General features: G+C 59.2%; 20 protein-coding genes. 9 read left to right on the top strand and 11 right to left on the bottom strand.

From position 1 onward, the window contains the following. Window positions 1-58 precede the first annotated feature (58 nt). Window positions 59-709, top strand: a complete 651-nt coding sequence (locus SIB83_RS12395; protein ID WP_413401593.1) for a ParB-like protein — start codon at window positions 59-61, stop codon at window positions 707-709. A gap of 592 nt (window positions 710-1,301) precedes the next feature. Continuing rightward, the gene (locus SIB83_RS12390) at window positions 1,302-1,694 is read left to right on the top strand and encodes a nuclear transport factor 2 family protein (RefSeq protein WP_413745983.1); all 393 of its coding nucleotides are present in this window, start codon (window positions 1,302-1,304) and stop codon (window positions 1,692-1,694) included. Between the two features lie 1,093 nt (window positions 1,695-2,787). On the opposite strand, the gene dnaA is transcribed toward SIB83_RS12390, so the two are convergent. Continuing rightward, window positions 2,788-4,215: a chromosomal replication initiator protein DnaA gene (gene dnaA, locus SIB83_RS12385; protein WP_413745982.1), complete on the bottom strand. Its 1,428-nt coding sequence runs from the start codon at window positions 4,213-4,215 to the stop codon at window positions 2,788-2,790. A 54-nt stretch (window positions 4,216-4,269) separates the two neighbouring features. On the opposite strand from dnaA, the gene SIB83_RS12380 reads away from it, so the two are divergent. From SIB83_RS12380 to SIB83_RS12370, 3 genes are read left to right on the top strand one after another with little or no spacing between them, the layout of a single operon-like run. Next, window positions 4,270-5,430, top strand: coding sequence for a trypsin-like peptidase domain-containing protein (locus tag SIB83_RS12380; RefSeq protein ID WP_413745981.1), 1,161 nt, complete (start codon window positions 4,270-4,272; stop codon window positions 5,428-5,430). An 18-nt stretch (window positions 5,431-5,448) separates the two neighbouring features. Next, entirely contained in the window at window positions 5,449-6,075 is a 627-nt protein-coding gene (locus SIB83_RS12375) for a TIGR04282 family arsenosugar biosynthesis glycosyltransferase (protein WP_413401584.1), read from the top strand. Beyond that, window positions 6,063-6,797 (top strand): TIGR04283 family arsenosugar biosynthesis glycosyltransferase, encoded by a 735-nt coding sequence (locus SIB83_RS12370; RefSeq protein ID WP_413745980.1) that lies wholly within the window; start codon window positions 6,063-6,065, stop codon window positions 6,795-6,797. The genes SIB83_RS12375 and SIB83_RS12370 overlap by 13 nt, the downstream gene beginning before the upstream one ends. Here the strand turns inward: SIB83_RS12370 and SIB83_RS12365 are convergent. Next, window positions 6,767-7,228, bottom strand: a complete 462-nt coding sequence (locus SIB83_RS12365) for a GNAT family N-acetyltransferase (protein ID WP_074159282.1) — start codon at window positions 7,226-7,228, stop codon at window positions 6,767-6,769. The two genes, SIB83_RS12370 and SIB83_RS12365, sit on opposite strands and share 31 nt — an antisense overlap. A gap of 120 nt (window positions 7,229-7,348) precedes the next feature. On the opposite strand from SIB83_RS12365, the gene SIB83_RS12360 reads away from it, so the two are divergent. Continuing rightward, a complete protein-coding gene (locus SIB83_RS12360) occupies window positions 7,349-8,104 on the top strand; it encodes an alpha/beta fold hydrolase (RefSeq protein ID WP_413745979.1) in 756 nt (251 codons plus the stop codon). On the opposite strand, the gene SIB83_RS12355 is transcribed toward SIB83_RS12360, so the two are convergent. Next, the gene (locus tag SIB83_RS12355) at window positions 8,077-9,918 is read right to left on the bottom strand and encodes an ABC transporter ATP-binding protein (protein WP_413745978.1); all 1,842 of its coding nucleotides are present in this window, start codon (window positions 9,916-9,918) and stop codon (window positions 8,077-8,079) included. The two genes, SIB83_RS12360 and SIB83_RS12355, sit on opposite strands and share 28 nt — an antisense overlap. After that, window positions 9,918-10,571: an ATP phosphoribosyltransferase gene (hisG, locus tag SIB83_RS12350; protein ID WP_413745977.1), complete on the bottom strand. Its 654-nt coding sequence runs from the start codon at window positions 10,569-10,571 to the stop codon at window positions 9,918-9,920. Before hisG ends, SIB83_RS12355 begins: the two co-directional genes overlap by 1 nt. A gap of 29 nt (window positions 10,572-10,600) precedes the next feature. Between hisG and gloB the strand changes: the two genes are divergently transcribed. Further along, the gene (gloB, locus tag SIB83_RS12345) at window positions 10,601-11,365 is read left to right on the top strand and encodes a hydroxyacylglutathione hydrolase (protein WP_413745976.1); all 765 of its coding nucleotides are present in this window, start codon (window positions 10,601-10,603) and stop codon (window positions 11,363-11,365) included. A gap of 39 nt (window positions 11,366-11,404) precedes the next feature. On the opposite strand, the gene SIB83_RS12340 is transcribed toward gloB, so the two are convergent. Beyond that, window positions 11,405-12,484, bottom strand: coding sequence for an ABC transporter ATP-binding protein (locus SIB83_RS12340; RefSeq protein ID WP_413747378.1), 1,080 nt, complete (start codon window positions 12,482-12,484; stop codon window positions 11,405-11,407). 43 nt (window positions 12,485-12,527) lie between these two features. Here SIB83_RS12340 and SIB83_RS12335 point away from each other — a divergent pair, with 43 nt between their 5' ends. Together SIB83_RS12335 and SIB83_RS12330 are read left to right on the top strand one after the other, a co-directional pair. Further along, window positions 12,528-12,926, top strand: coding sequence for a Rid family detoxifying hydrolase (locus SIB83_RS12335; protein WP_413745975.1), 399 nt, complete (start codon window positions 12,528-12,530; stop codon window positions 12,924-12,926). A gap of 47 nt (window positions 12,927-12,973) precedes the next feature. Beyond that, window positions 12,974-13,201: a DUF3136 domain-containing protein gene (locus SIB83_RS12330; RefSeq protein ID WP_066906102.1), complete on the top strand. Its 228-nt coding sequence runs from the start codon at window positions 12,974-12,976 to the stop codon at window positions 13,199-13,201. 32 nt (window positions 13,202-13,233) lie between these two features. Here the strand turns inward: SIB83_RS12330 and cbbX are convergent, their stop codons facing one another. The 6 genes from cbbX to SIB83_RS12300 form a co-directional block, all read right to left on the bottom strand. Next, window positions 13,234-14,151, bottom strand: coding sequence for a CbbX protein (gene cbbX / locus SIB83_RS12325; protein ID WP_413745974.1), 918 nt, complete (start codon window positions 14,149-14,151; stop codon window positions 13,234-13,236). Next, entirely contained in the window at window positions 14,135-14,386 is a 252-nt protein-coding gene (locus SIB83_RS12320; RefSeq protein ID WP_413401568.1) for a 4a-hydroxytetrahydrobiopterin dehydratase, read from the bottom strand. The genes cbbX and SIB83_RS12320 overlap by 17 nt, the downstream gene beginning before the upstream one ends. Before the next feature lie 26 nt (window positions 14,387-14,412). Then, a complete protein-coding gene (locus SIB83_RS12315; protein ID WP_413745973.1) occupies window positions 14,413-15,552 on the bottom strand; it encodes a CO2 hydration protein in 1,140 nt (379 codons plus the stop codon). Beyond that, window positions 15,549-17,054, bottom strand: coding sequence for an NADH-quinone oxidoreductase subunit M (locus tag SIB83_RS12310; RefSeq protein WP_413747377.1), 1,506 nt, complete (start codon window positions 17,052-17,054; stop codon window positions 15,549-15,551). Before SIB83_RS12310 ends, SIB83_RS12315 begins: the two co-directional genes overlap by 4 nt. A gap of 4 nt (window positions 17,055-17,058) precedes the next feature. Next, entirely contained in the window at window positions 17,059-18,903 is a 1,845-nt protein-coding gene (locus SIB83_RS12305; RefSeq protein WP_413406347.1) for an NAD(P)H-quinone oxidoreductase subunit F, read from the bottom strand. A gap of 81 nt (window positions 18,904-18,984) precedes the next feature. Next, entirely contained in the window at window positions 18,985-19,617 is a 633-nt protein-coding gene (locus SIB83_RS12300; protein WP_413401564.1) for a BMC domain-containing protein, read from the bottom strand. Window positions 19,618-19,648: the final 31 nt, after the last annotated feature.

Below are 19,648 nucleotides of genomic sequence, written 5' to 3'. Positions count from 1 at the left end.
AACCAAACACACACCGAGATCCGCATAGTGTTGAATCCGTCGAGACCTGGAGTCGGGTGTGCATCTGCCTCGCTATGACCGGATTCCAGATCATGACGATGATCAGAGTCTGATCGAAGTCAGGGTTTGTGATCTCCAGCCCACGCAGATGTGCGTTGGGCTCGCTGAAGTCCGGAGCCGTCAGCGGGACTTCAGCAATGAAAGCAGAAGGGAGCGTCTCGAGTACCTGCGCGGCAAGCCGGTTCCCATGGTGCGCAACCGCCTCGGAGGGCTCTGGATGGTGGATCGACACCACCGCCTGAGGGCTTTGCTGGAAATGGATCCCAAGGTCACCACCTACGGCTACGTCATCGCTGAGCTTGACAGCGAAAGCCGCGATGCCGCCCTCCTGGCCCTGCAGCAACGGGGGTGGCTTTATCTTCATGACGGTCGCGGTAACGGTCCCTGGGAACCCTCCAAACTGCCCCAGTCCTTGCTTGATCTTGAAGACGATCCCTACCGCAGCCTCGTCTGGAAACTCAAGAAGGAGGGATTGATCAAGCCACAGCGTCTGATTCCATATCACGAATTTCGCTGGGGAGCATGGCTGCGTACGCGCCCGCTGCCTCCGTTCAGTTCGTCCCAGCTGGATCCTGCACTGCCGGCATCCCGGCGACTGTCGCAGTCACAGGCTGCGGCTCATCTGGCCGGCTGGACCGGCGGGCGCTGAAAGCATCAGAGAACGGGTCCCTGCAGCTGCTCAGAATGGTGACGATCCGGAAATCCCCGCGTTGCTCATGGATTGATGACTTCAACACCAAGCGCAGCTGTGCTGATGTCAACCGCAACGGCGGAAATGCGGAGATTAAAAACCCACCAGAGCGAAGCTCATCAACAACGACTGACACTGCTTTGAATGCCGCACCATGACCGACTTACTCCTGATTTCCTGGAGGATGATGGTGCCGGTTTGCCGTTTTTATCCAACACTTATCCAACACGGAAAATTTCATGAGATCAATACACAGAAGTCAAATTGATTACTGCTTTTAAACAGGTGACGACTTGAATCATTCAATAAAACACACCGCACTTTGTGCGACTAGCCAGTGAATGAAATTCAGACAAAAATATTTTCTTGGAAACCTTTTGCCATCACAGCAACACCACGACAAGCTGCGAACTCTTTCTTATGCGGCCCTTTCATTGCCCGAGGTCATGCCTCAGTCCAAGATGGCTGTTGAATCTCTCTCGAACAGCATCCATCCCAATCGCTTCAACGAGGCATATTCCAAAACAAGTTAAACAATAGAAATCTCCCCATGCAGATCACTCGCAATTACATTAACAATGCCATCCATCTATTGGAGACCGGCGCCATTGATCAATTCCTGGCCAATTTCATAGCGGAGAATGTCGAATGGGTAATCACAGGATCAAGCATCCTTGCTGGTCTTTATACATCCAGGGATCACTTTGTTGATACAGCGATCTCAAGATTAAAGTCCTCTTTGGATGGTGGCATTCAATGGAAAGTACATAATGTCATCATTGATGGCTCGTTCGTTGTGCTGGAAATGACCTCAAAGGCTATTGCCAAGAGCGGGCAACCTTACAACAACCAATACGCCTGGATATTGGAGTTTGACGGCAAAATGTTTAACAAGGTGCGGGTCTATTTTGATGATGCTTTAGCAGACAAAATCATTCAATAAATTGCATTGAAAATCGAGCATTCCCCACCCAAAATCACAACAGCGTTAGCAGCAAAGACTATAAGTTTCATTCGCTTAATCTGTTTAGCGAAGGCCGTTCCTCTGATGCATCACCATCGCTGAGCCGAAACGAATGGAACCAACCGCGGCATCACACGCAAACCCCGCACCTGGCAGGGTTTATGGATTAGTTCTGAACGTTGCAGCGCTCATGATAATCGAGATGCTCCCTTACGGTCAGATCCGGCATCGCCATGATCTTCTTCATAAGGTCCTGCTTGTAGTTGTAGAGCCCGCTGCAACCTTTCAAGGGTTCGAGCAATCGTTCAAGCAAATGGGCTTTTGCAGTTGTCCCTGACATTGATTCACTCATTCAGATTTATCTTGTTTGTATGGTTGTTCTGTCGGGAGATCGATAGCGTCCACTCAATGCCCCCTGCTTTTCCCTTCAAGGGTTTTGTATTGCTTTCAGCCACCTCGCAATGGCTTCAGGCTTCCCGACAATCAGATCAGAAGCAGTTCGTAAATGCAGAGTGATCAACCAAGTTGGTGGTGCAATATTGAGGTTGGATCTGATTCAAACGATTCATAGCGCGAGCTTCATATGCTCTTTGAGCATTGATTTCCCTTTTGCTTGCTTGACAGTCAGCAAAGCAACCATGAGCAACAGTTCGCTTCAAAAAAGACTGCCAGCCTTTATTCGTCGAAAGGAGTGTCATTGGTTTGATGTGAATAGAAAAGGTCATTCCTCCCTGTATCCACCATTGCGGAACTGATTGGAAGCCACATCACCCGATCAGGTTGTCTTCGACCTGTATCTTTCACCCGAATGAGTGATGCACATGCGGTGCTGTTGGGTGATCTTGAGGAGGCCCACCTCTGACAGCCAGGTGCATGGAGCGGTTTGCGACCACCGCTCCATGCACCTGGCTGTTGACCAGCTCCTGCGCAGACAGTCAATACCACAACGCCACGGCAACAACCCTTTCCGGAAAGCAATGCAGGCTCGCTGGAGCGCATCGGCCTCATGCGGGTGATCGCTTAAAGCTCAGCGAAAATTTCTGAATCCTCATGACGTATCAGCAGGAAAGGCTTAGCGCTTGCGGCGTGAATCGATCTGCAGCAGATCACGCACCCTCCGCACCTGACTGGCCAGTTGTGGATCAGTGCCGAGCCTCTTCTCCACCTGCTCGATGGCATACATCACCGTGGTGTGATCCTTTCCTCCGAACGCCTCACCGATTCGCGGCAGGCTGAGCCCCGTGCCCTGACGCATCAGGAACATCCCCACCTGCCTGGCCTGGCTGACCGCCCGGCGACGGCTGCTGCTGCGCATGTCATCCGCGGTCACCCCGAAGACCTCCGAAACCTTCTCGATCACCTGTTGAGGTGTGACCTCAACACCCTGACCGCTGGGATCCAGCATCGGAGCGACCGATTCAACGGTCATCGGCATCCCGGTGATCGAGGAGAAGGCGACCGCCCTCGTCAGCGCACCCTCAAGCTCACGGATGTTGGAGGTGAAACGACCGGAGATGTACTGGATCAGATCCCTGGGCAGGGAGACACGCTCCTGTTCTGCCTTTTTCTGAAGAATCGCCATGCGTGTCTCAAGGTCAGGTGCCTGGATGTCAGCGATCAGTCCCATCGAGAAGCGCGAGATCAGGCGTTCCTGCAGTCTTGGAATCTGGCTGGGGGGCCTGTCACTGGCGATCACGATCTGCCGACCTGCCTCGTGCAGCGCGTTGAAGGTGTGGAAGAACTCTTCCTGGGTGTATTCCTTACCTTCGATGAACTGAATGTCGTCCACAAGGATGAGATCGGCGGCCCTGTAGCGGTCACGGAAGGCCTGCATGCCGTCCTTGCGGATGGCACCGATCAGATCGTTGGTGAAGGTCTCGGTGGAGACGTAGAACACCTTGGCGTCTGGATCGATCTCAAGGCGGTAATGGCCGATGGCCTGCATGAGATGGGTTTTGCCGAGGCCCACACCTCCGCAGATGAACAGCGGATTGAATTCTCGGCCCGGGGCCTCAGCCACAGCGAGTGCAGCGGCATGGGCCATGCGGCTGTTGGGCCCCACAACGAAGCGGTTGAACACGTAACGCATGTTCAGCCCCGGCAGACGACGGGGCGCCCTTGTGGCTGGGGTGGGTGGCGCCAATGAAGCCGGCACCGCAGCGGTTGTGGCTGCCGGCGTGACGCCTGCGCCTGGCGAACCTGGCTGGGGGTCTTCGCCATCACGCGCCAGAACAGACACCATCACAGGCTGACCGACGATTTCAGCCGCCACATCCGCGATGGTGCTCGCGTAGTTCTTGCGCAGCCAGTTGCTGGCGAAACTGTTGGGAGCCAGCAATGTGAGGGTTCCTTCCCGGAATCCGCTGCACTGGGCAGGGCGAATCCAGGTCTCGAAAGTCGGCTTGCTGAGGTTGCTCTGAAGGGCCTGCTGAACCTTGCTCCACAGCTCACTGCCCGTCAGCACTGCACCCTCCGAATCACGGTGGCTGAATCTACGCACCCCAGGCCGGATCGGTCCGTCTTTAATGAGGTGCTGACGACATCACACCTCTTCATGGCCTCCGCCATCCAGCGTCCCCTGCAGCGAGCACTCACGCTCATCGGCGTCGGCCTGATCGGCTCCAGCCTCAGCGGCTGCGGATCCACCTGGAAGCAGCGCATCGGACTGGATCAGCCACCTGCCAGCGACCCCCTGCCGGAAGTGAGCGATGGCCCCCGCTCAGCCCCCCTTCAACCGGGGAAAAACATCATTGTCCAGGCTGTGGACAGAGTCGGGCCCTCCGTGGTGCGGATCGACACGGTGAAACGTGTGGTCAATCCGCTGGGCAATCTGTTCGGCGGCAGAGCTCCGATTCAGCAGCAGGCGGGACAGGGATCCGGATTCATCACCCGCTCCGATGGCCTGATCTTCACGAACGCACACGTTGTCGAGGGTGCGGACCAGGTCTCGGTGACGCTGCCGGACGGCCGCAGCTTCAGTGGCCGCGTTCTGGGGAGCGACCCACTCACGGATATCGCTGTGGTGCGCGTGGTGGCCGACAAACTACCGGTCGCGCCCCTTGGAAATTCCAATGCTCTCAAGCCAGGGGAATGGGCCATCGCGATCGGTAATCCCCTTGGCCTCAACAACACGGTGACTGCGGGGATCATCAGTGCCGTGGATCGCACCAATGCGATCGGAGAGGGGCAGAGAGTGCCCTACATCCAGACTGATGCAGCCGTGAATCCAGGCAACAGCGGCGGGCCGCTGATCAACGCAGCCGGCCAGGTGATCGGCATCAACACCGCCATCAAGAAGGCCCCGGGAGCCGGCCTCAGTTTTGCCATCCCGATCAATCTGGCCAAGCGGATCGCCCAGCAGATCATCAGCACCGGACAGGCGTCTCACCCCTTCATCGGGGTCCGGCTCCAGAGCCTGACGCCCCAGCTCGCCAAGGAGATCAATGCCGCAGCCAACAGCAATCTCTGCCAGGTGCCTGAATTGAACGGTGTGGTGGTGATCGAAGTGGTGGAGAACAGTCCTGCCTCCTCAGGAGGAATCCGCCCCTGCGATCTGATCCGTGAAGTGAACGGCACCAAGGTTCAGGACCCTTCCCAGGTGCAGCTGGCGGTCGACCGGGGCCGCGTCGGCGAGGCCATGCCGATCGTTGTGGAACGCGATGGCGACAGCATCGAGCTGATGGTGAAACCCGAGGAACTTCCGCGGCAGCAGTGATCCTCCGGGGCAGATCCGATGAGCGAGCCCATCCTGATCGTGATGACCCGCTGGCCTGCCAGCGGGCGGTGCAAACGTCGCCTCGCACACAAACTGGGTGAGTCGAGCGCGGCAGCGATTCAGGCCAGACTGATCAGTCACACCCTGACTGTGGCTCAAGGTCTCGCCAGGGCTGGAACGCTGAAGCTTCACGTCGCCATCAGCGGTGCCGGACCGCGCGCCTGGCGCCGCTGGCTGAGCTCCGTTCCCGAGGCCAGCATCAGCGCACAGGGCCGCGGAGACCTTGGCAACCGGATGCGCAGGGAGGTGCTTCAGGCACGTCGCAGTCATCCTGGAGCTCCTGTGATTCTGATCGGCACGGATCTTCCCGACCTGGCTCCGCGAGACCTGATCAGAGCCGTCGAGTTTCTGCACAACTCACCGCTGGTGATCGGGCCATCACGCGATGGTGGTTACTGGCTGCTGGGCCTGTCGGCAACGCTGCCGGGAGTCCCCCGCTGGCCCTTTCATTCGATCCCGTGGGGAAGCGATCAGGTCTTGCGCCTCACATCCCAGAGAGCCCACGAGCACGGACTGGCCCCCGCTGAGCTCGAGATGCGCAATGACATCGACCATCTCGAGGATCTTGAGAAATGGCTGGCATGAACAGACCAGCGGAGCTGAGCGTGGTGATTCCTTGCCTGAATGAGGCAACTCGGCTGCCGCTGCTGCTGGCGGACCTGCAGCACGGCGGGCTCCGACTGGAGATCCTGCTTGCCGATGGAGGGAGCAGTGATGCCACGGTCAGGATCGCCCACCTGACAGGGTCTCAGTTGATCAACGTTCAAGAGCCTGGCCGCGGCCGTCAACTTCGCGCCGCCGCAGCGCAGGCACAGACTGACTGGCTGCTGTTCCTGCATGCCGACAGCCGGTTGTCAGCGCAATGGTCGGGGGTGTTGAGCACACTGCTGCAGCATTCCTCGACCGAGAGATCCGCCTGGTACTTCGATCTGCAGATCAGCCCGTCCACTCCGGCGAGGAGGCTGCTTGAAGGGGTTGTGGGCCTGCGCAGCCGCATGTTGCAACGCCCATACGGTGACCAGGGACTGTTCCTGCATCGCAATCTCTACGAGCATTGCGGCGGCTTTGCCGAGCTGCCGCTGATGGAGGATCTGGATCTGGTCGAGCGCCTGGGCCGCGTTGCTGATCTCAGGCGGATCGGTCTGCCCCTGACCACCGATGGCCGTCGCTGGCAGGAGGAGGGAGTCCTCCGTCGCAGCTGGCGCAATGCTCGGCTGCGCAGACGCTGGAAGCAGGGTGAGTCCCCGGAGAGGCTCGCCGCTGATTACTACGGAACTCAGTTCGCGTACCAGAAACCGCAGCGGTGACCATTGGGCTCAAGGTCCCAGCCCAGACGTTTGTAGAAGGGCAGAACCCCCGGATCGGCGAACAAGGTTGCCCGTTCGGTGCCAAGGGCACGCAGAGCATCGAGGATGTAATCCATCAGCTGACTGCCCAGACCGGAACCCTGATAGAGGGGGTGAACCGCCACATCCCAGATGGTCGCTTCGAGCACTCCATCACCGGTGCAGCGCGCGAAGCCCACGAGACGGGGAATCCGGGCATCGTGGCGCCAGAGACCGACCCTGATCAGGCTGTTGTCGAGAGCCTTGCGAACCCGTCGTACAGGTCGCCTGCTCCAGCCCACCGCCTCAAGCAGCTGCTCCAGTTCCACCAGATCAAACGGGCGATGCTGGCTGAACACCAGCGTGAGCTGGCTCGCAGGGGTCGCACACAGCTTCGCCTGATCGCCGTACATCACTTGCAGTGTCTCTGGCGTAAGCGAAGGGTCGTCGATCACTGACGATGCTGCAGTGTCACGATCCTGGCGCACGGAAGGCGCGAAGAGCGGCAAGGTGGGTGGGCAAGTTCTGCGTCGATGCCTGCAACTCAACTGCTGATTGCTGTTCACGGCTGGCTTTTGAGCAGGCAGGTCTGGTCGCCTTTCGCCACCTGCTGGAGAGAGAGCCACCCTGATATCGAGCTCTGGTGCCCTGATCTTCCTGGCTTCGGTGACGCGGAGCGCCCCTCAGGCATGCTTCCCAACCTGTCGGCTTACGGCCGCTGGCTGGCGCAGGGTGCCGTTCAGCAGGCGCAGGGACGGCCATTCATACTGCTGGGGCATTCCCTCGGCGGCAGCGTGGTGCTGCATGCCGAAGCGCATCTGCGTCAGCGGAAACAACCTGGGCTGACGGGCGTCGTTCTGCTGGCGGCGGGAGGAGGGATCTATCAGCCGCGGCCCTTTCGCCGACTGCGCAGCTTCGGACGCCTGATTCTGGAGCTGCGTCCAGATGCTCTCGGTCAGCTGCCAGCTCCCATAGGAACGCTGGGCCCGTTCAAGGCAGAGCGACGGGCCGCCCGCGGACTGCTGGTGAACAGCACCAGTCGTGGTGCTGTTCGGGAGCTGCCTGGATTGGTTTCGGATCTGGGTGTCGACAGCCTCTGGATCAGCGGTGACAACGATCAGGTGATGGAACCTGGCTATGTGCGCCATCTTGCGGCCTACAGCCCCGGTCATGACTACCGCCAGATCGCTGGCTGTGGTCATCTGCCGATGCGGGAGAGGCCCGACGTTCTCAGAGACATTGTTCACGGCTGGGTTCAGGATCAGAGCCTTGCCAGCCCTCGCTCCTGAAGTTCGGCGAGTTCGGCGTAAAGACCTCCCTGCGCCCTCAGCTGCAGATGGGTTCCCTGCTCGATCAAACGACCACGTCGGAGAACGAGGATCCGATCTGCGGCTTCAACGGTGGCGAGACGATGGGCGATCACGATGGCGGTGCGACGTTCCAGCAGATGGTCAAGATCCCTCTGCAGGGTTGCTTCCGTGGAAGGATCCATGAATGCGGTCGCCTCGTCCATCACAAGCACATTGGGATTGCGGATCGCCACGCGTGCAACGGCGAGCAGCTGGCGCTCTCCGGAGCTGAGGTTTCCACCACGCTCACGCAGCTCCGTGTCCAGCCCCTGAGGGAGTCTGCCGAGCAATGAGCTGAGGCCCAGGTCCCTGCAGACATCCTTGAGCTGGTTGTCATCGATGTCCCGGTCAAGACGCAGGTTGTCGCCAACGCTGCCACTGAACAGGAACGTGTCCTGCAGCACCACTCCAAGCTGGCGGCGCAGATCAGGCAGCGAGAGAGTGCGGATGTCACGTCCATCAAGAAGAATGCGGCCTTGCTGAGGTTCATAGAGCCTGCACAGCAACCGGATCACTGTGGTCTTGCCCGAGCCGGTGGGACCCACCAGCGCCACGTGTTCACCCGGAGCAAGTCGGAAGCTCAGATCCTGAAGGATCGGTTCATCCGGTCGATAGGAGAAATGGACCCTTTCGAACACCACTTCGCCACGAGGCGACGGCATGACCTGAAGCGGAGCAGGAATGTTTTCAGCCGTTGACTCTGCTGCTGATGCGGGGACCGCGAGGGTGTGATCGCGAATTTCGAGTGGTTCTTCCAGCAGTTCGCCGATTCGCTCGACAGCGGTCAGACCACCCTGAATCTGAGTGAATCGCTCGGCCATCTGTCGCAGTGGGTCAAACAAACGCTGCGAATAGAGGATGAACGTCGTGAGAGTGCCGAGCCCCATTGCCCCGGAGGTGACCATCCAGCCCCCCAGGGCCAGTACGACCGCCACCGCTCCGAGTGAGACCCACTCCAGGAATGCGGAGATGCTGCTGTCAAAAAGTATCGTTCCATTCACCGCTTCTCGGTAAGCCAGGCCGGTTCGTTGAAAACGAGCTCCATTGAAGGCCTCACGACGAAACATCTGAACGACGTCCAGACCCTGCAGGTTTTCCTGAAAATCTGCATTCAGCTGTGACAGCTCCTCACGCACCCGATAGTTCGCTCTGCGATATCGCCCCTGCAACCAGAGAACGACCAGGGTCACGGGAACCTGGGAAACGAGAAGCAGAAGTCCAAGTCTCCACTCAATTAGCAGCATGAACCCCGCGATCACGGTGAGCGTCACCAGATCGCCCAGAACCCCTACAGCACCGCTGCCGAACACCTCAGCCAACGCATCAACATCACTGGTGAGTCGGGTGAGCAACTTGCCCACAGGCATGCGGTCATGGAACCGCAGGGAGAGATCCATCGCATGGGAGAAAAGATCACGGCGAATTCTGGCCGTGAGTCGTTGACCAACCGACTCGATGTAGTACTTCTGCACTCCACCTAGTGCCAGACGCACCAGCACGGAAATCAGTAGAGCAGCAATGATCAGACGCAAAGCCAACGTGCTCTCGAGAGGTTGGAGAATCGGTGCAACCGCCTCATTGGTGGCCCCGGACACGGTGCGCAGAACCGAAATGGCCTGACCAACAAGCAACGGCTGAATCGCTCCGGCGAGCGCCACCGGAATCAACAGAATCAAGGAGAGCAGCAGGCGACGACGGTCGCGTCCCAGGTAGCGCCCCAGCCGGCTGATGCGCTGCAGATCGGAACCGGCCATCAGGTCGTGCTCACCATCTCCCGACTGGGAGCGTCCATCGCCTCAATGACCTGTTGCAGCTCTCCCTGGTCCAGACGCAGGGAGAGGGGGTGCCCCACCAGTCGGGCAGTGGTGAGAAAGAGGTCTTCGATGGCCACCAGACCGTTGTCCCGGAGTGTTCGACCTGTGGCCACAAGGTCCACAATCGCTTCAGCGATTCCGGTGATCGGACCGAGTTCCACCGATCCGGTGAGATGCACAAGCTCGACAGGCAGATCGATTGAATCGAAATACTGTCGGGCGCAGCGCGTGAATTTGCTGGCCACCCGGCAGTGCGGCGGCAGGTCGGTGGCTCTCTGGTATCCGCTGCTGGACTTCACGGCAACAGACATGCGACAGCCACCGAAACCGAGGTCCACCAGATGAGCCACAGGCATCTGGTGTTCTCGCAGCACGTCGTAACCGACCACCCCGAGCTGGGCCTGCCCATAAGCCACGTACACCGGCACATCACCGTTTCGGACCAGCAGAGCTCGGGCCTGACCACAGACCGAAGGCACCATCAGCTGTCGGTTGTCGGGATCAAGCACCGCCGAAAAATCAAGACCTGCAAGCCTGAACCGTTCAACGGACTCCCTCAGCAGAGCTCCCTTGGCAAGTGCAACGGTGATCATGGAAGCCTGCATTGCCCAAAACTTTAACGATGGGCCACCCATGTCAGAGCGAAGGAATCAAGCCACTGCCGTTGCTGCAGGACAACATTGTCTGGATCTGGACACGGGGGCACGAGGCGGTGGTGGTCGATCCCGCCGTCGCTGAACCAGTGCGGCAATGGCTGGTGGGTCACGGGCTGGAACTCAAGGCCGTTCTGCAGACCCACCACCACGCAGACCACATCGGCGGCACGCCGGAGCTTTTGCACCAATGGCCCTCAGCTGCCGTGATCGCAGCCGCCGCTGACCGCGAGCGGATTCCTTTCCAGACGGTTTCGGTGGATCCGGACATGCGGCTCGAACTGCTGGGACAGACCGTCAGCGTGATCGACGTGAAAGCCCATACAAGGGCGCATCTGGCCTACTTGCTCCCCGAGGGTTGCACCCCGGATGATCCGACGCCTGCACTGTTCTGCGGTGACACCCTGTTCGGAGGTGGCTGCGGACGACTGATGGAAGGATCAGCCGAGGACATGCACCTGGCCCTCACGCGCCTGCGGGCGCTGCCGGACGAGACCATCGTCTATTGCGCCCATGAATACACCGAAAGCAACCTGCGCTGGGCCCATGCCGTGAGGCCCGATGATGAGGCCATTGCCGAACGCCTGAGCTCTGTCCGAGAGCTTCGCAGCCAGGGAGAACTTTCCCTTCCCAGCACCATGGGCGAGGAGCGCAGCACCAATCTCTTCCTGAGAGCGAGTACAGCCCAGGAACTGCGTGAACTGAGACTCCATAAGGACAGCTGGCGTGGCTGAGCTGGACAAGCCTGGTTGAGTCGGCGCAGTTCCAACAGCTCAGCTGGCACGGCTCAGCAGGGATCGTCGCAGAGGATGCAGCAGCACTGATGAGCCTGGCTGGAGACGCAAACGACAGCTCTGGCCGCGCTGAAAGTCCTCGGAAAGCGGTCTCAGCAGCCTCAGCTGCCGATCCCCGCTCTTCACCCTGTACATCCAGCTGTGGCCGAGAAACTCCCGTCCCACGATCTGATCCTCACCACTGGAATCCTCCAGCAGCGTGATGGCTTCAGGAGCAACCAGAACCGTTGCCTCTTCAGGCAGAGAATCGGCCTGGAGATCACCAGGTCTCTCGAGATCACCCAGAGGACAGCGCAGGCAACCCTCGCTGGCGTCATTCCATACCGGCAGAACATTGCGCTGGAGAACAAAGCTGCCCACAAAAGGAGTGGCCGGAGATTTCACCATGTCTTTCGGGCTGGCGCACTGATGCAGACAGCCGTCACGCAGCACAGCCACTCGACTGCAGATCGCCAGCGCCTCCTCGGGGTCATGGGTCACCAGAACTCCGCTGGCGTTGCAGGCACTGAGAACAGATGGAAGTTCACTGCGAAGGCGCAGGCGAACCTCCACATCAAGATTCGAGAAGGGCTCATCAAGCAGCACCACCGACGGCGCCGGTGCCAGGGCTCTGGCCAGAGCAAGACGTTGACGCTGACCACCTGAGAGCTCGTGGGGATAACGCTCTTTCAGCTGGTCCAGTCCAAGCAGATCAAGAAGCCAGGTCGCCCGGGCTGTGTCCTGCCCGCGGCGAAGACCGAAACAGGTGTTGTCCCAGGCGTTGAGATGCGGAAACAGGGCGTAGTCCTGAAACACCATGCCCACGCCACGGCGTTCTGCAGCCAGCGAGCGCTGGGGACTGGCCACCTCGCGGCCGTGCAGACGGATGCTGCCGCGAACCGGAGTCTCGAACCCGGCGATCAGCCTCAGGAGAGTGGTCTTGCCACAACCGGAAGGTCCCAGCAACCCCACAAGTTCGCCAGCCCCCAGGCCGAGATTGATGTCCTGAAGAGTCCACTCCGCCCCGGAGGAGCCATAGCTGTGCCAGAGACCATCGATCTCGACCGGTAAGGACTCCATCGACACGGGGCGCGAAAATGCAGCCCCATTGTGATCCACATTTATGACGACCACCACCCATCAGGCCATCACCACCACTGATGCACCCGCCCCGGTGGGGCCCTACAACCAGGCCGTACAAGCCGGTGGATGGCTTTACTGCTCGGGGCAGATCCCTCTGGACCCTGCCACCGGTGAGATGGTGGGAGGTGGGGATGTGGAGGCGGAAACACGACAGGTGCTGCGCAATCTCAACGCCGTGTTGAGCGCTGCGGGGACCGAGGCCGCCAAGGTGGTCCGCACAACGGTGTATCTGGTCGATCTCGCGGACTTTCAGACGGTTAATACGATCTATGCAGAGATGTTCGGCAGCGGCGTAAGCCCTGCCAGAGCCTGTGTGCAGGTGGCAGCACTGCCTAAGGGCTCCAAGGTCGAGATCGACTGCGTCGCCTGGCTTGGATGAAGCGTTCCGACGGTTTCATAAGTTAAGAGATGCACCGAGCGACCTTCATGGCCCAGGCCAAGCTGACCATCGGCGAACTGGAAGCGGGCTATCCCCTTTACTGCAAGGCGTTACGGCGACTCCTCAAGGAAGGACGCGAGGTGAAGGACATCGAAAAAACGGTGTGCTGGGGCCATCTTGAGACCCTGAACCGTTGCCTGCCAGGGCGCTATAAAGCGCCCTCCTACCTGATGGCGCTGATTCGACGCGACCTGGAACAGCCGAGTCCTGGGTGAGCATTGTCTTGCTCAGCCCTGCTGTGGAGTGATCAGTCTGCTGCGCCGGTCAGTGGCCTGGAAGGGTCGGCTCCCTCCACTTCACCCTGGAAAACACGACTGGAGTAGACATCGGCTGCTTCGATGGTGATCAGGGCTTCACGGCTGAGAGGTTGATCGCGCCGCGAGAACAGGCGATTGGCATGCCGCAGTCGCAGACGATCAATGGCATTGCGGATTGAGCGGGCATTGGCGAAGAAGGGCAATTGACGCCGCCTGCTGATGTAGCTCCCAAAGGCTTCCAGCGCGGCATCGCTGAATCGATACTGCTGTTGTTCCAGCAACAGTTGCGCAATCGCCATCAATTCACCCTGGCTGTAATCAGGGAAATCGATGTGGTGAGCAACCCTTGAGGACAGGCCTGGATTGGATTGATAAAAAGCTGTCATCCGGTCTTTGTAACCGGCAAAGATCACCACAAGATCATTGCGCTGACTCTCCATCTCCTGCAGAAGAATCTCAATCGCTTCAGCGCCGTAATCTCGTTCATTTCCCGGTTTGTAGAGGTAATAGGCCTCGTCGATGAACAGAACGCCTCCCTGAGCGCGCTTGATCATCTCTTTTGTTTTCGGTGCCGTATGCCCCACATACTGACCAACCAGGTCATCCCTGGTGACCGTTATCACATGCCCTTTTCGTAGATAACCAAGCCGATGCAGGATCTGCGACATCTTCTGCGCAACCGTTGTTTTTCCGGTTCCTGGCTGACCTGTGAACGACATGTGCAGGCTCGGGGCCCTGCTCACCAGATCCAGGGACTGTCGAGCCTGATCCACCAGCAGCAAAGCCGCGATCTCACGAATTCTGGTTTTGACGGGCCGCAGACCGATCAGCTCGGTGTCCAGATGGTCGAGGACCTCACCGACTCCCGAAGCAATGAAACTGGATTCCAGATCAATCGATGAGTCCATCAATTGCCGCGGCGAAGGCGTGATCTGAATCGCTCAGGCTCGCATCTTCCGCGTCCTCATCAGGGCGCAAAGTGATGTTCACATAGGTTTTCCCAAAGCTGATATCGGGATAGCGCTTGTTCAGTTCACTGAACTCACCAAGCCGATCCAGGAAATCACGGGTGGTGCTGTAACTGTCGAACTCGAATCGCTTCTCCAGACAGACCGGTCGCTTGCGTTCATTCCAGGCTTCCATCAACAACCTCGTGGCCTCTCCGAAACCTAAAGGAGGGCTCCCCTCTGACAGCCCATCAGACGTTCCGACCAGGCCGACGCGTAGGCACGGTTGGCCGCCTGCTGCTCGGGATCCTTGGTGTCGAGAGGATTGGGCATTGTGCCGGCGATGGCTGCATTGGTGACACAGAACATCGACTTCTGGAAGCTGATGCAGATCTGAACATGGGCATCTGCCTGTCCACGACCGTGACGGTCATACCAGCGGCTGAGCTCCTCGGGAAGATTCCTGTACATGTCCGACATGCAGAGGCTCGGGGGGATCCCAGCTCCCATGCTCGGCAAAGGATCCGCGTAGAGAGCTCCGTACTTGAACAGACTCTGGTCCGCTGCGATCTGACGGGCCTGGGCGTTGTAAGACACCGTTCCGAGAAACGGCATGCCTCGAAAGAACACCGCCTCCACATAAGGCACGGCGACATCAACCAGAAAGGTGAGACCTGCTTCCGGGGGGAGAACCCATACGGACTCACCACCCACCATCACCTCGTAGGTGATGGGATTTCCTGCGGCCGTGACCAGACCATCACGGATGTGATGAACCACATCCAGCACGCAGGCCACTTCTCCGATGCGATAACGGCGTGCCAGGTCAATGAAGATGTCACTCATCACCCGCCAGAACAGACCCAGCGCATAGATCGTCGTCATCGATCTGATCGCTTCAGGTGCGAAGCCCGGATAGAGACCATTCACCAGACGCAGAAGAGGATCCCGCCTGGAGCGCAGGGCGATCACGCGGCGACACACGTCTTCAAAAGGCTCTGAATCGAAATAGGCATCCATCCCTCCAGTTCCGTGCCAGAACATCGCTTTCTGGCAGTACTCGGCATATTCGAAGTTGATCCGGTCACCCATCAGGTGCTCCCAGAAGCGCTTAGGAGTGAATCCCTCGTGGAAGAAGCGGAACACCGGGAACGGATTGAGAAGTTGCGTCTTTCCCTGATGCACGAGGTTGCAGCTGTAGGCATCCAGCACAAGGCCATAACTTTCCAGCACATTCACCACCTGCAGCAGATGGTCTGGGGTGTCAGCCAGCAGAGGGGTGTCCGACAGCAGACGCCTGATCAGCTCTTCCTGATCCGGGAGCGTGGGTTCGGTCGCTTGAGGTCTGGCAGTGGTGGTCATGAGAGCCCTCCAGGCTGGACCAGTGTGGCGAGTTCGCTGAGCTGGGCGGTGGCTGGCTGGCTGAGGCCCACGAGAAGATTGGGAACAACACCAAGCAGAAGGATCAGCAGAGACATCGACAGAGCAGGGATCTGCTGGGCGAAGGGCACCTGATTCAGGATTCTCGGATTCTGATTGGCGCCGGAAGCCACCGCAAGACGACCGAAGAACGCACGGTTGACCAGCAGCAGGAAATAGACAGCTGTGAGGCCTGAGCCGACCATCGAGAGAAGAGTCGCCACAGGGAACATCTCGAAACTTCCCTTGAAAACGAGGAACTCGGAGATGAAACCAGCCATGCCTGGGATTCCTGCACTGGCCATCACACCGATGATCATCAAGGTGCCGGTCAGAGGCAGGCCACGCTGAGGATTCAACAGCCCCCGCAACACGTTGAGGTCACGGGTGCCTGTGCGCTCGTACACAACGCCAACCGCAAGGAAAAGAACAGCTGAGATCAGGCCGTGACTGACCATCTGGAACAGAGCACCAATCAGCGCGAGGGGAGTGGCCGCAGCGGCGGCGAGCAGCACATAGCCCATGTGACCCACCGAGCTGTAGGCCACCATCCGCTTCATGTCGGTCTGCGCGATGGCCGCCAGGGATCCGTACAGCACTGAAACAGCTGCCCAGCCGGCCAGCCAGGGGGCAGCCACGGACCATGCCTCCGGGAAAAGGCCGAGGCAGAAACGCAGAAGGCCGTAGGTGCCCAGCTTCAGCAAAACACCGGCCAGCAGCACCGAAACAGGCGTGGAAGCCTCGGTGTGAGCATCCGGAAGCCAGGTATGGAAAGGGAAGAGAGGGATCTTGATTCCGAAGCCGATCAGCAGACAGCTCATCAGCACAAGCTGACTGGTCAGCCCCATCTGTGTGGTGAGGATCGGCCGGATTCCGAAATCAACGCTCCCTGTGACCAGGGCGATGCCAAGAAAGGCCGCCAGGATCAGAACGCCTGACACGGCTGTGACGATCAGAAACTTGGTTGAGGCATAGGCCCTGTTGGCGCCACCCCAGATCGCGATGAGCAGCCAGAGAGGAATCAGCTCCAGTTCATAGAACAGGAAGAAGAGCAGGAGATTCTGAGCGAGGAAAGCACCATTCACCGCACCGCTGATGACCAGCAGAAGAGCGAAATAAACGCGAGGACGGTTTTCGACCGAACGCGATGCTGCTGCTGCCACAAGACAGAGCACCCCGTTCATGAGCACAAGCGGGAGCGAAAGACCGTCAACACCGAGACTGAATTCGAGACCAACCTGAGGCAGCCAGGGGAGAATCTCCACCAGTTGCTGTCCAGGCTCGACCGCTGAGAAGGGAATCAGCAGGCCGAAGCTGAGCAGACTCTGCAGGGCGAGAGTGACCAGCGTGAATGTGCGGCTGCGGCTGGCCGTTTCGGCACCAGGTAGAACACTGATCAACAGTGCGCCGAGGAAGGGGATCAGAAGAAGAATCGTCAGCATGATGACCTCACTGCAGAACCCAGCTCAGAGACATGAGCAGCAACACGATGGCGCCGATCACCGTGAGCACATACGACTGGGTCTGACCGCTGATGCTGAGCTTCAGGCCTTCGGCACTCGACAGGGAGAAGCGTGCCAGACCATGCAGCACTCCATCAACGACATTGCGGTCAAACCAGCCGGCGAGCTGCGAGAAGGTGGCCACCACATTGACAATGGTGACCCGGTAGAAGCGCTCGGTGTAGAAGTCGTAGGCGAGCAGATCCTGGAACCAGCGAAGAATCGGATTGAGAGATCGTGACCAGGCCTTGTTGAGGGGAACGAGAGCCCCGGCAATCAACCCGGCGGCACCACTGGACACCACCAGAGCAGCGGCCCAGAAGGGGAAGGCGAGGAGACCGTCGAGCGATTCCAGACGGATCAGAAGAAACGGAGTCAGCACCACGATCACAGTGAGAGCCACCATCGGAAGCGCCATCTGCCAGTTGATCTCGGCCGCCCGTCGGGTCTTGGCCAGCGACGGACCAAGGAACACCTGTCGGAACACCCGGGTGAGGTTCAACGCTGTGAGGGCATTGGTGATCAGGAACACCGGCACGAACACCACCGCCCTGGCACCGACCAGCTCGACAGCCTGTGCCAGGCAGAGGAATCCTCCGAGTGGAAGCAATCCGACCAGACCGGCTCCGCCGACCAGAAAGGATCCGGTGGTGGCGGGCATGCGACTGCCGAGACCACCGAGCTCGGTGATGTCCTGACAGTTGGTCGAGGCGATCACACCTCCAACACTCATCGACAGGAGAGCCTTCGAGACGGCGTGGGCGTAGAGCAACAGCAGTGCCAGCACGGGCACCTGCAGAGAAATAGCGATGAACACAAGACCGAGATAGGCCGTTGTGGAATACGACAGCGTGCGCTTGATATCGACCTGGGCGATGGACACCAGGGAACCGCCGATGGCGCTGATGGTGCCGATCACCTGAAGCACCACGAGGGTGACCGGCGCGTGCTGCAGAAGAGGCATGACCTTCAGCAGCACAATGGCACCGCAGGTCACCACAACGGAGTTGCGCAGAATCGAGGCAGGATTGGGACCCTCCATGGCCTCATCAAGCCAGAGGTGCATCGGAAACTGGGCGCACTTGCCTGTGGGTCCGGCAACCAGTCCAAGACCGAGGAGTGTTGCAGCCAGTGGCGTCAGGGTGTCCTGAGCCGACCAGCTGTACAGATCGTCAAAGCCAGTGACTCCTGACCAGGCCGTTAGGGCCACCACACTCATCAGCAGCATCACGTCACCGACGCGTTTGGTCAGAAACGCGTCGCGGGCTGCGGTGACCACCAGCGGCTGGGCATACCAGAAACCCACAAGCAGATAGGTGGACAGGGTGAGCATCTCCAGAAGGAAATAGCTCTGAAACAACGAATCGCTCAGCACAACTCCCGACATGGCACCTTCGAAGAAACCGAGCAGAGCAAAGAAGCGGGCCAGCGCCCATTCCTTGTCGAGGTAGCCCAGCGAATAAATCTGGGAGAGAAGGCTCAGACCAGTGATCAGCTCGAGAGCGGAAACGTTGGTGAGCGAAAGACTGAAACTGATCTCAAGATTGAGATCACCCACAGACAGCCATGGCATGCCGATCACGGCCGGACCATTGGCCATCACATCCCTCAGCACAAGGCTGCCGTGGACCACGGCCAGCAGGGTCAGCAGGATGTTCAGATACGCCGGTGGACGATGGGCGTCCCTGCGGAACCATCCGAAGGCCCAGGGAAGGGACACCAGCATTCCTGCGAATCCATAAAGAGGAATCAACCAGGCGGTCTGAAGAGGCAGCGAAAGAGCTGGAGTCAAAAGCAACGAGACCTGAACGGCCGTTGAGGTGCGGGTTGGCCGGCGAATCTAGTCCGAAATGATGCAGAGGAACGTTATTGATCAACTACGCCTTCGCACATTGGTCGGCAGAAGCGCCGGCTCAACTTCCTGATGGGGACGGGCAATGATGTGGGCAGCCACAAGGCCGTCACCAACGCGTTCGCAGGCATCGGCACCTGCACGCACGGCGGCGTTCACAGCACCGGTCTCACCACGAACCATCACTGTGACGTAGCCACCGCCCACATATTCACGGCTGATCAGCTGCACTTCGGCAGCCTTCGTCATGGCGTCGGCGGCTTCGATGGCCGGCACCATGCCGCGGGTTTCGATCATGCCGAGAGCAATTCCCTGCACAGAAGGCTCCGGAGCAGCTGCGATCGACTTGGAGGCGCGACCTGAACCTGATGAGCCGGAAGACGATGAGGCGCTGCGGCGGCTGCCGCTCCGTGCCGACACGGCACGGCTGGAGCCCGACCTTGCGGTGGTGCTGCGACGGGTGGTTGTGGAGCGGCTGCTCGCGACCGGAGTCACATCCACTGTGGTTGAAGAGGCTTCGGTCTCAGCCGTCGAGGAAACCGCTTTTGACGCAGAACTGGTTGCTGCCCCAGCTGAGGCCTTGGCCGTCGTTGATGTGGTCGAAACTGCAGCAGCGGCTGCGGAAGAGCGACGACGGGAAACTGGAGAGGCCATGGTGAAGGTTTCAGGTGGATGGAATGGAGGG

This window comes from Synechococcus sp. MIT S9507, assembly GCF_047304715.1.
Taxonomy (GTDB): domain Bacteria; phylum Cyanobacteriota; class Cyanobacteriia; order PCC-6307; family Cyanobiaceae; genus Synechococcus_C.
The sequence above is the reverse complement of the archived record's forward strand: the minus strand, read 5'-3'. Positions and strand labels throughout refer to the sequence as shown.

Coding starts and splice junctions, on each gene's coding strand:
- SIB83_RS12390 (WP_413745983.1), top strand. CDS start 1,302: ATGCAGATCACTCGCAATTACATTAACAATGCCATCCATCTATTGGAG.
- SIB83_RS12380 (WP_413745981.1), top strand. CDS start 4,270: ATGGCCTCCGCCATCCAGCGTCCCCTGCAGCGAGCACTCACGCTCATC.
- SIB83_RS12375 (WP_413401584.1), top strand. CDS start 5,449: ATGAGCGAGCCCATCCTGATCGTGATGACCCGCTGGCCTGCCAGCGGG.
- SIB83_RS12370 (WP_413745980.1), top strand. CDS start 6,063: ATGGCTGGCATGAACAGACCAGCGGAGCTGAGCGTGGTGATTCCTTGC.
- SIB83_RS12365 (WP_074159282.1), bottom strand. CDS start 7,228: ATGTACGGCGATCAGGCGAAGCTGTGTGCGACCCCTGCGAGCCAGCTC.
- SIB83_RS12360 (WP_413745979.1), top strand. CDS start 7,349: ATGCCTGCAACTCAACTGCTGATTGCTGTTCACGGCTGGCTTTTGAGC.
- SIB83_RS12355 (WP_413745978.1), bottom strand. CDS start 9,918: ATGGCCGGTTCCGATCTGCAGCGCATCAGCCGGCTGGGGCGCTACCTG.
- hisG (WP_413745977.1), bottom strand. CDS start 10,571: ATGATCACCGTTGCACTTGCCAAGGGAGCTCTGCTGAGGGAGTCCGTT.
- gloB (WP_413745976.1), top strand. CDS start 10,601: ATGGGCCACCCATGTCAGAGCGAAGGAATCAAGCCACTGCCGTTGCTG.
- SIB83_RS12340 (WP_413747378.1), bottom strand. CDS start 12,484: ATGGAGTCCTTACCGGTCGAGATCGATGGTCTCTGGCACAGCTATGGC.
- SIB83_RS12335 (WP_413745975.1), top strand. CDS start 12,528: ATGACGACCACCACCCATCAGGCCATCACCACCACTGATGCACCCGCC.
- SIB83_RS12330 (WP_066906102.1), top strand. CDS start 12,974: ATGGCCCAGGCCAAGCTGACCATCGGCGAACTGGAAGCGGGCTATCCC.
- cbbX (WP_413745974.1), bottom strand. CDS start 14,151: ATGGACTCATCGATTGATCTGGAATCCAGTTTCATTGCTTCGGGAGTC.
- SIB83_RS12320 (WP_413401568.1), bottom strand. CDS start 14,386: ATGGAAGCCTGGAATGAACGCAAGCGACCGGTCTGTCTGGAGAAGCGA.
- SIB83_RS12315 (WP_413745973.1), bottom strand. CDS start 15,552: ATGACCACCACTGCCAGACCTCAAGCGACCGAACCCACGCTCCCGGAT.
- SIB83_RS12300 (WP_413401564.1), bottom strand. CDS start 19,617: ATGGCCTCTCCAGTTTCCCGTCGTCGCTCTTCCGCAGCCGCTGCTGCA.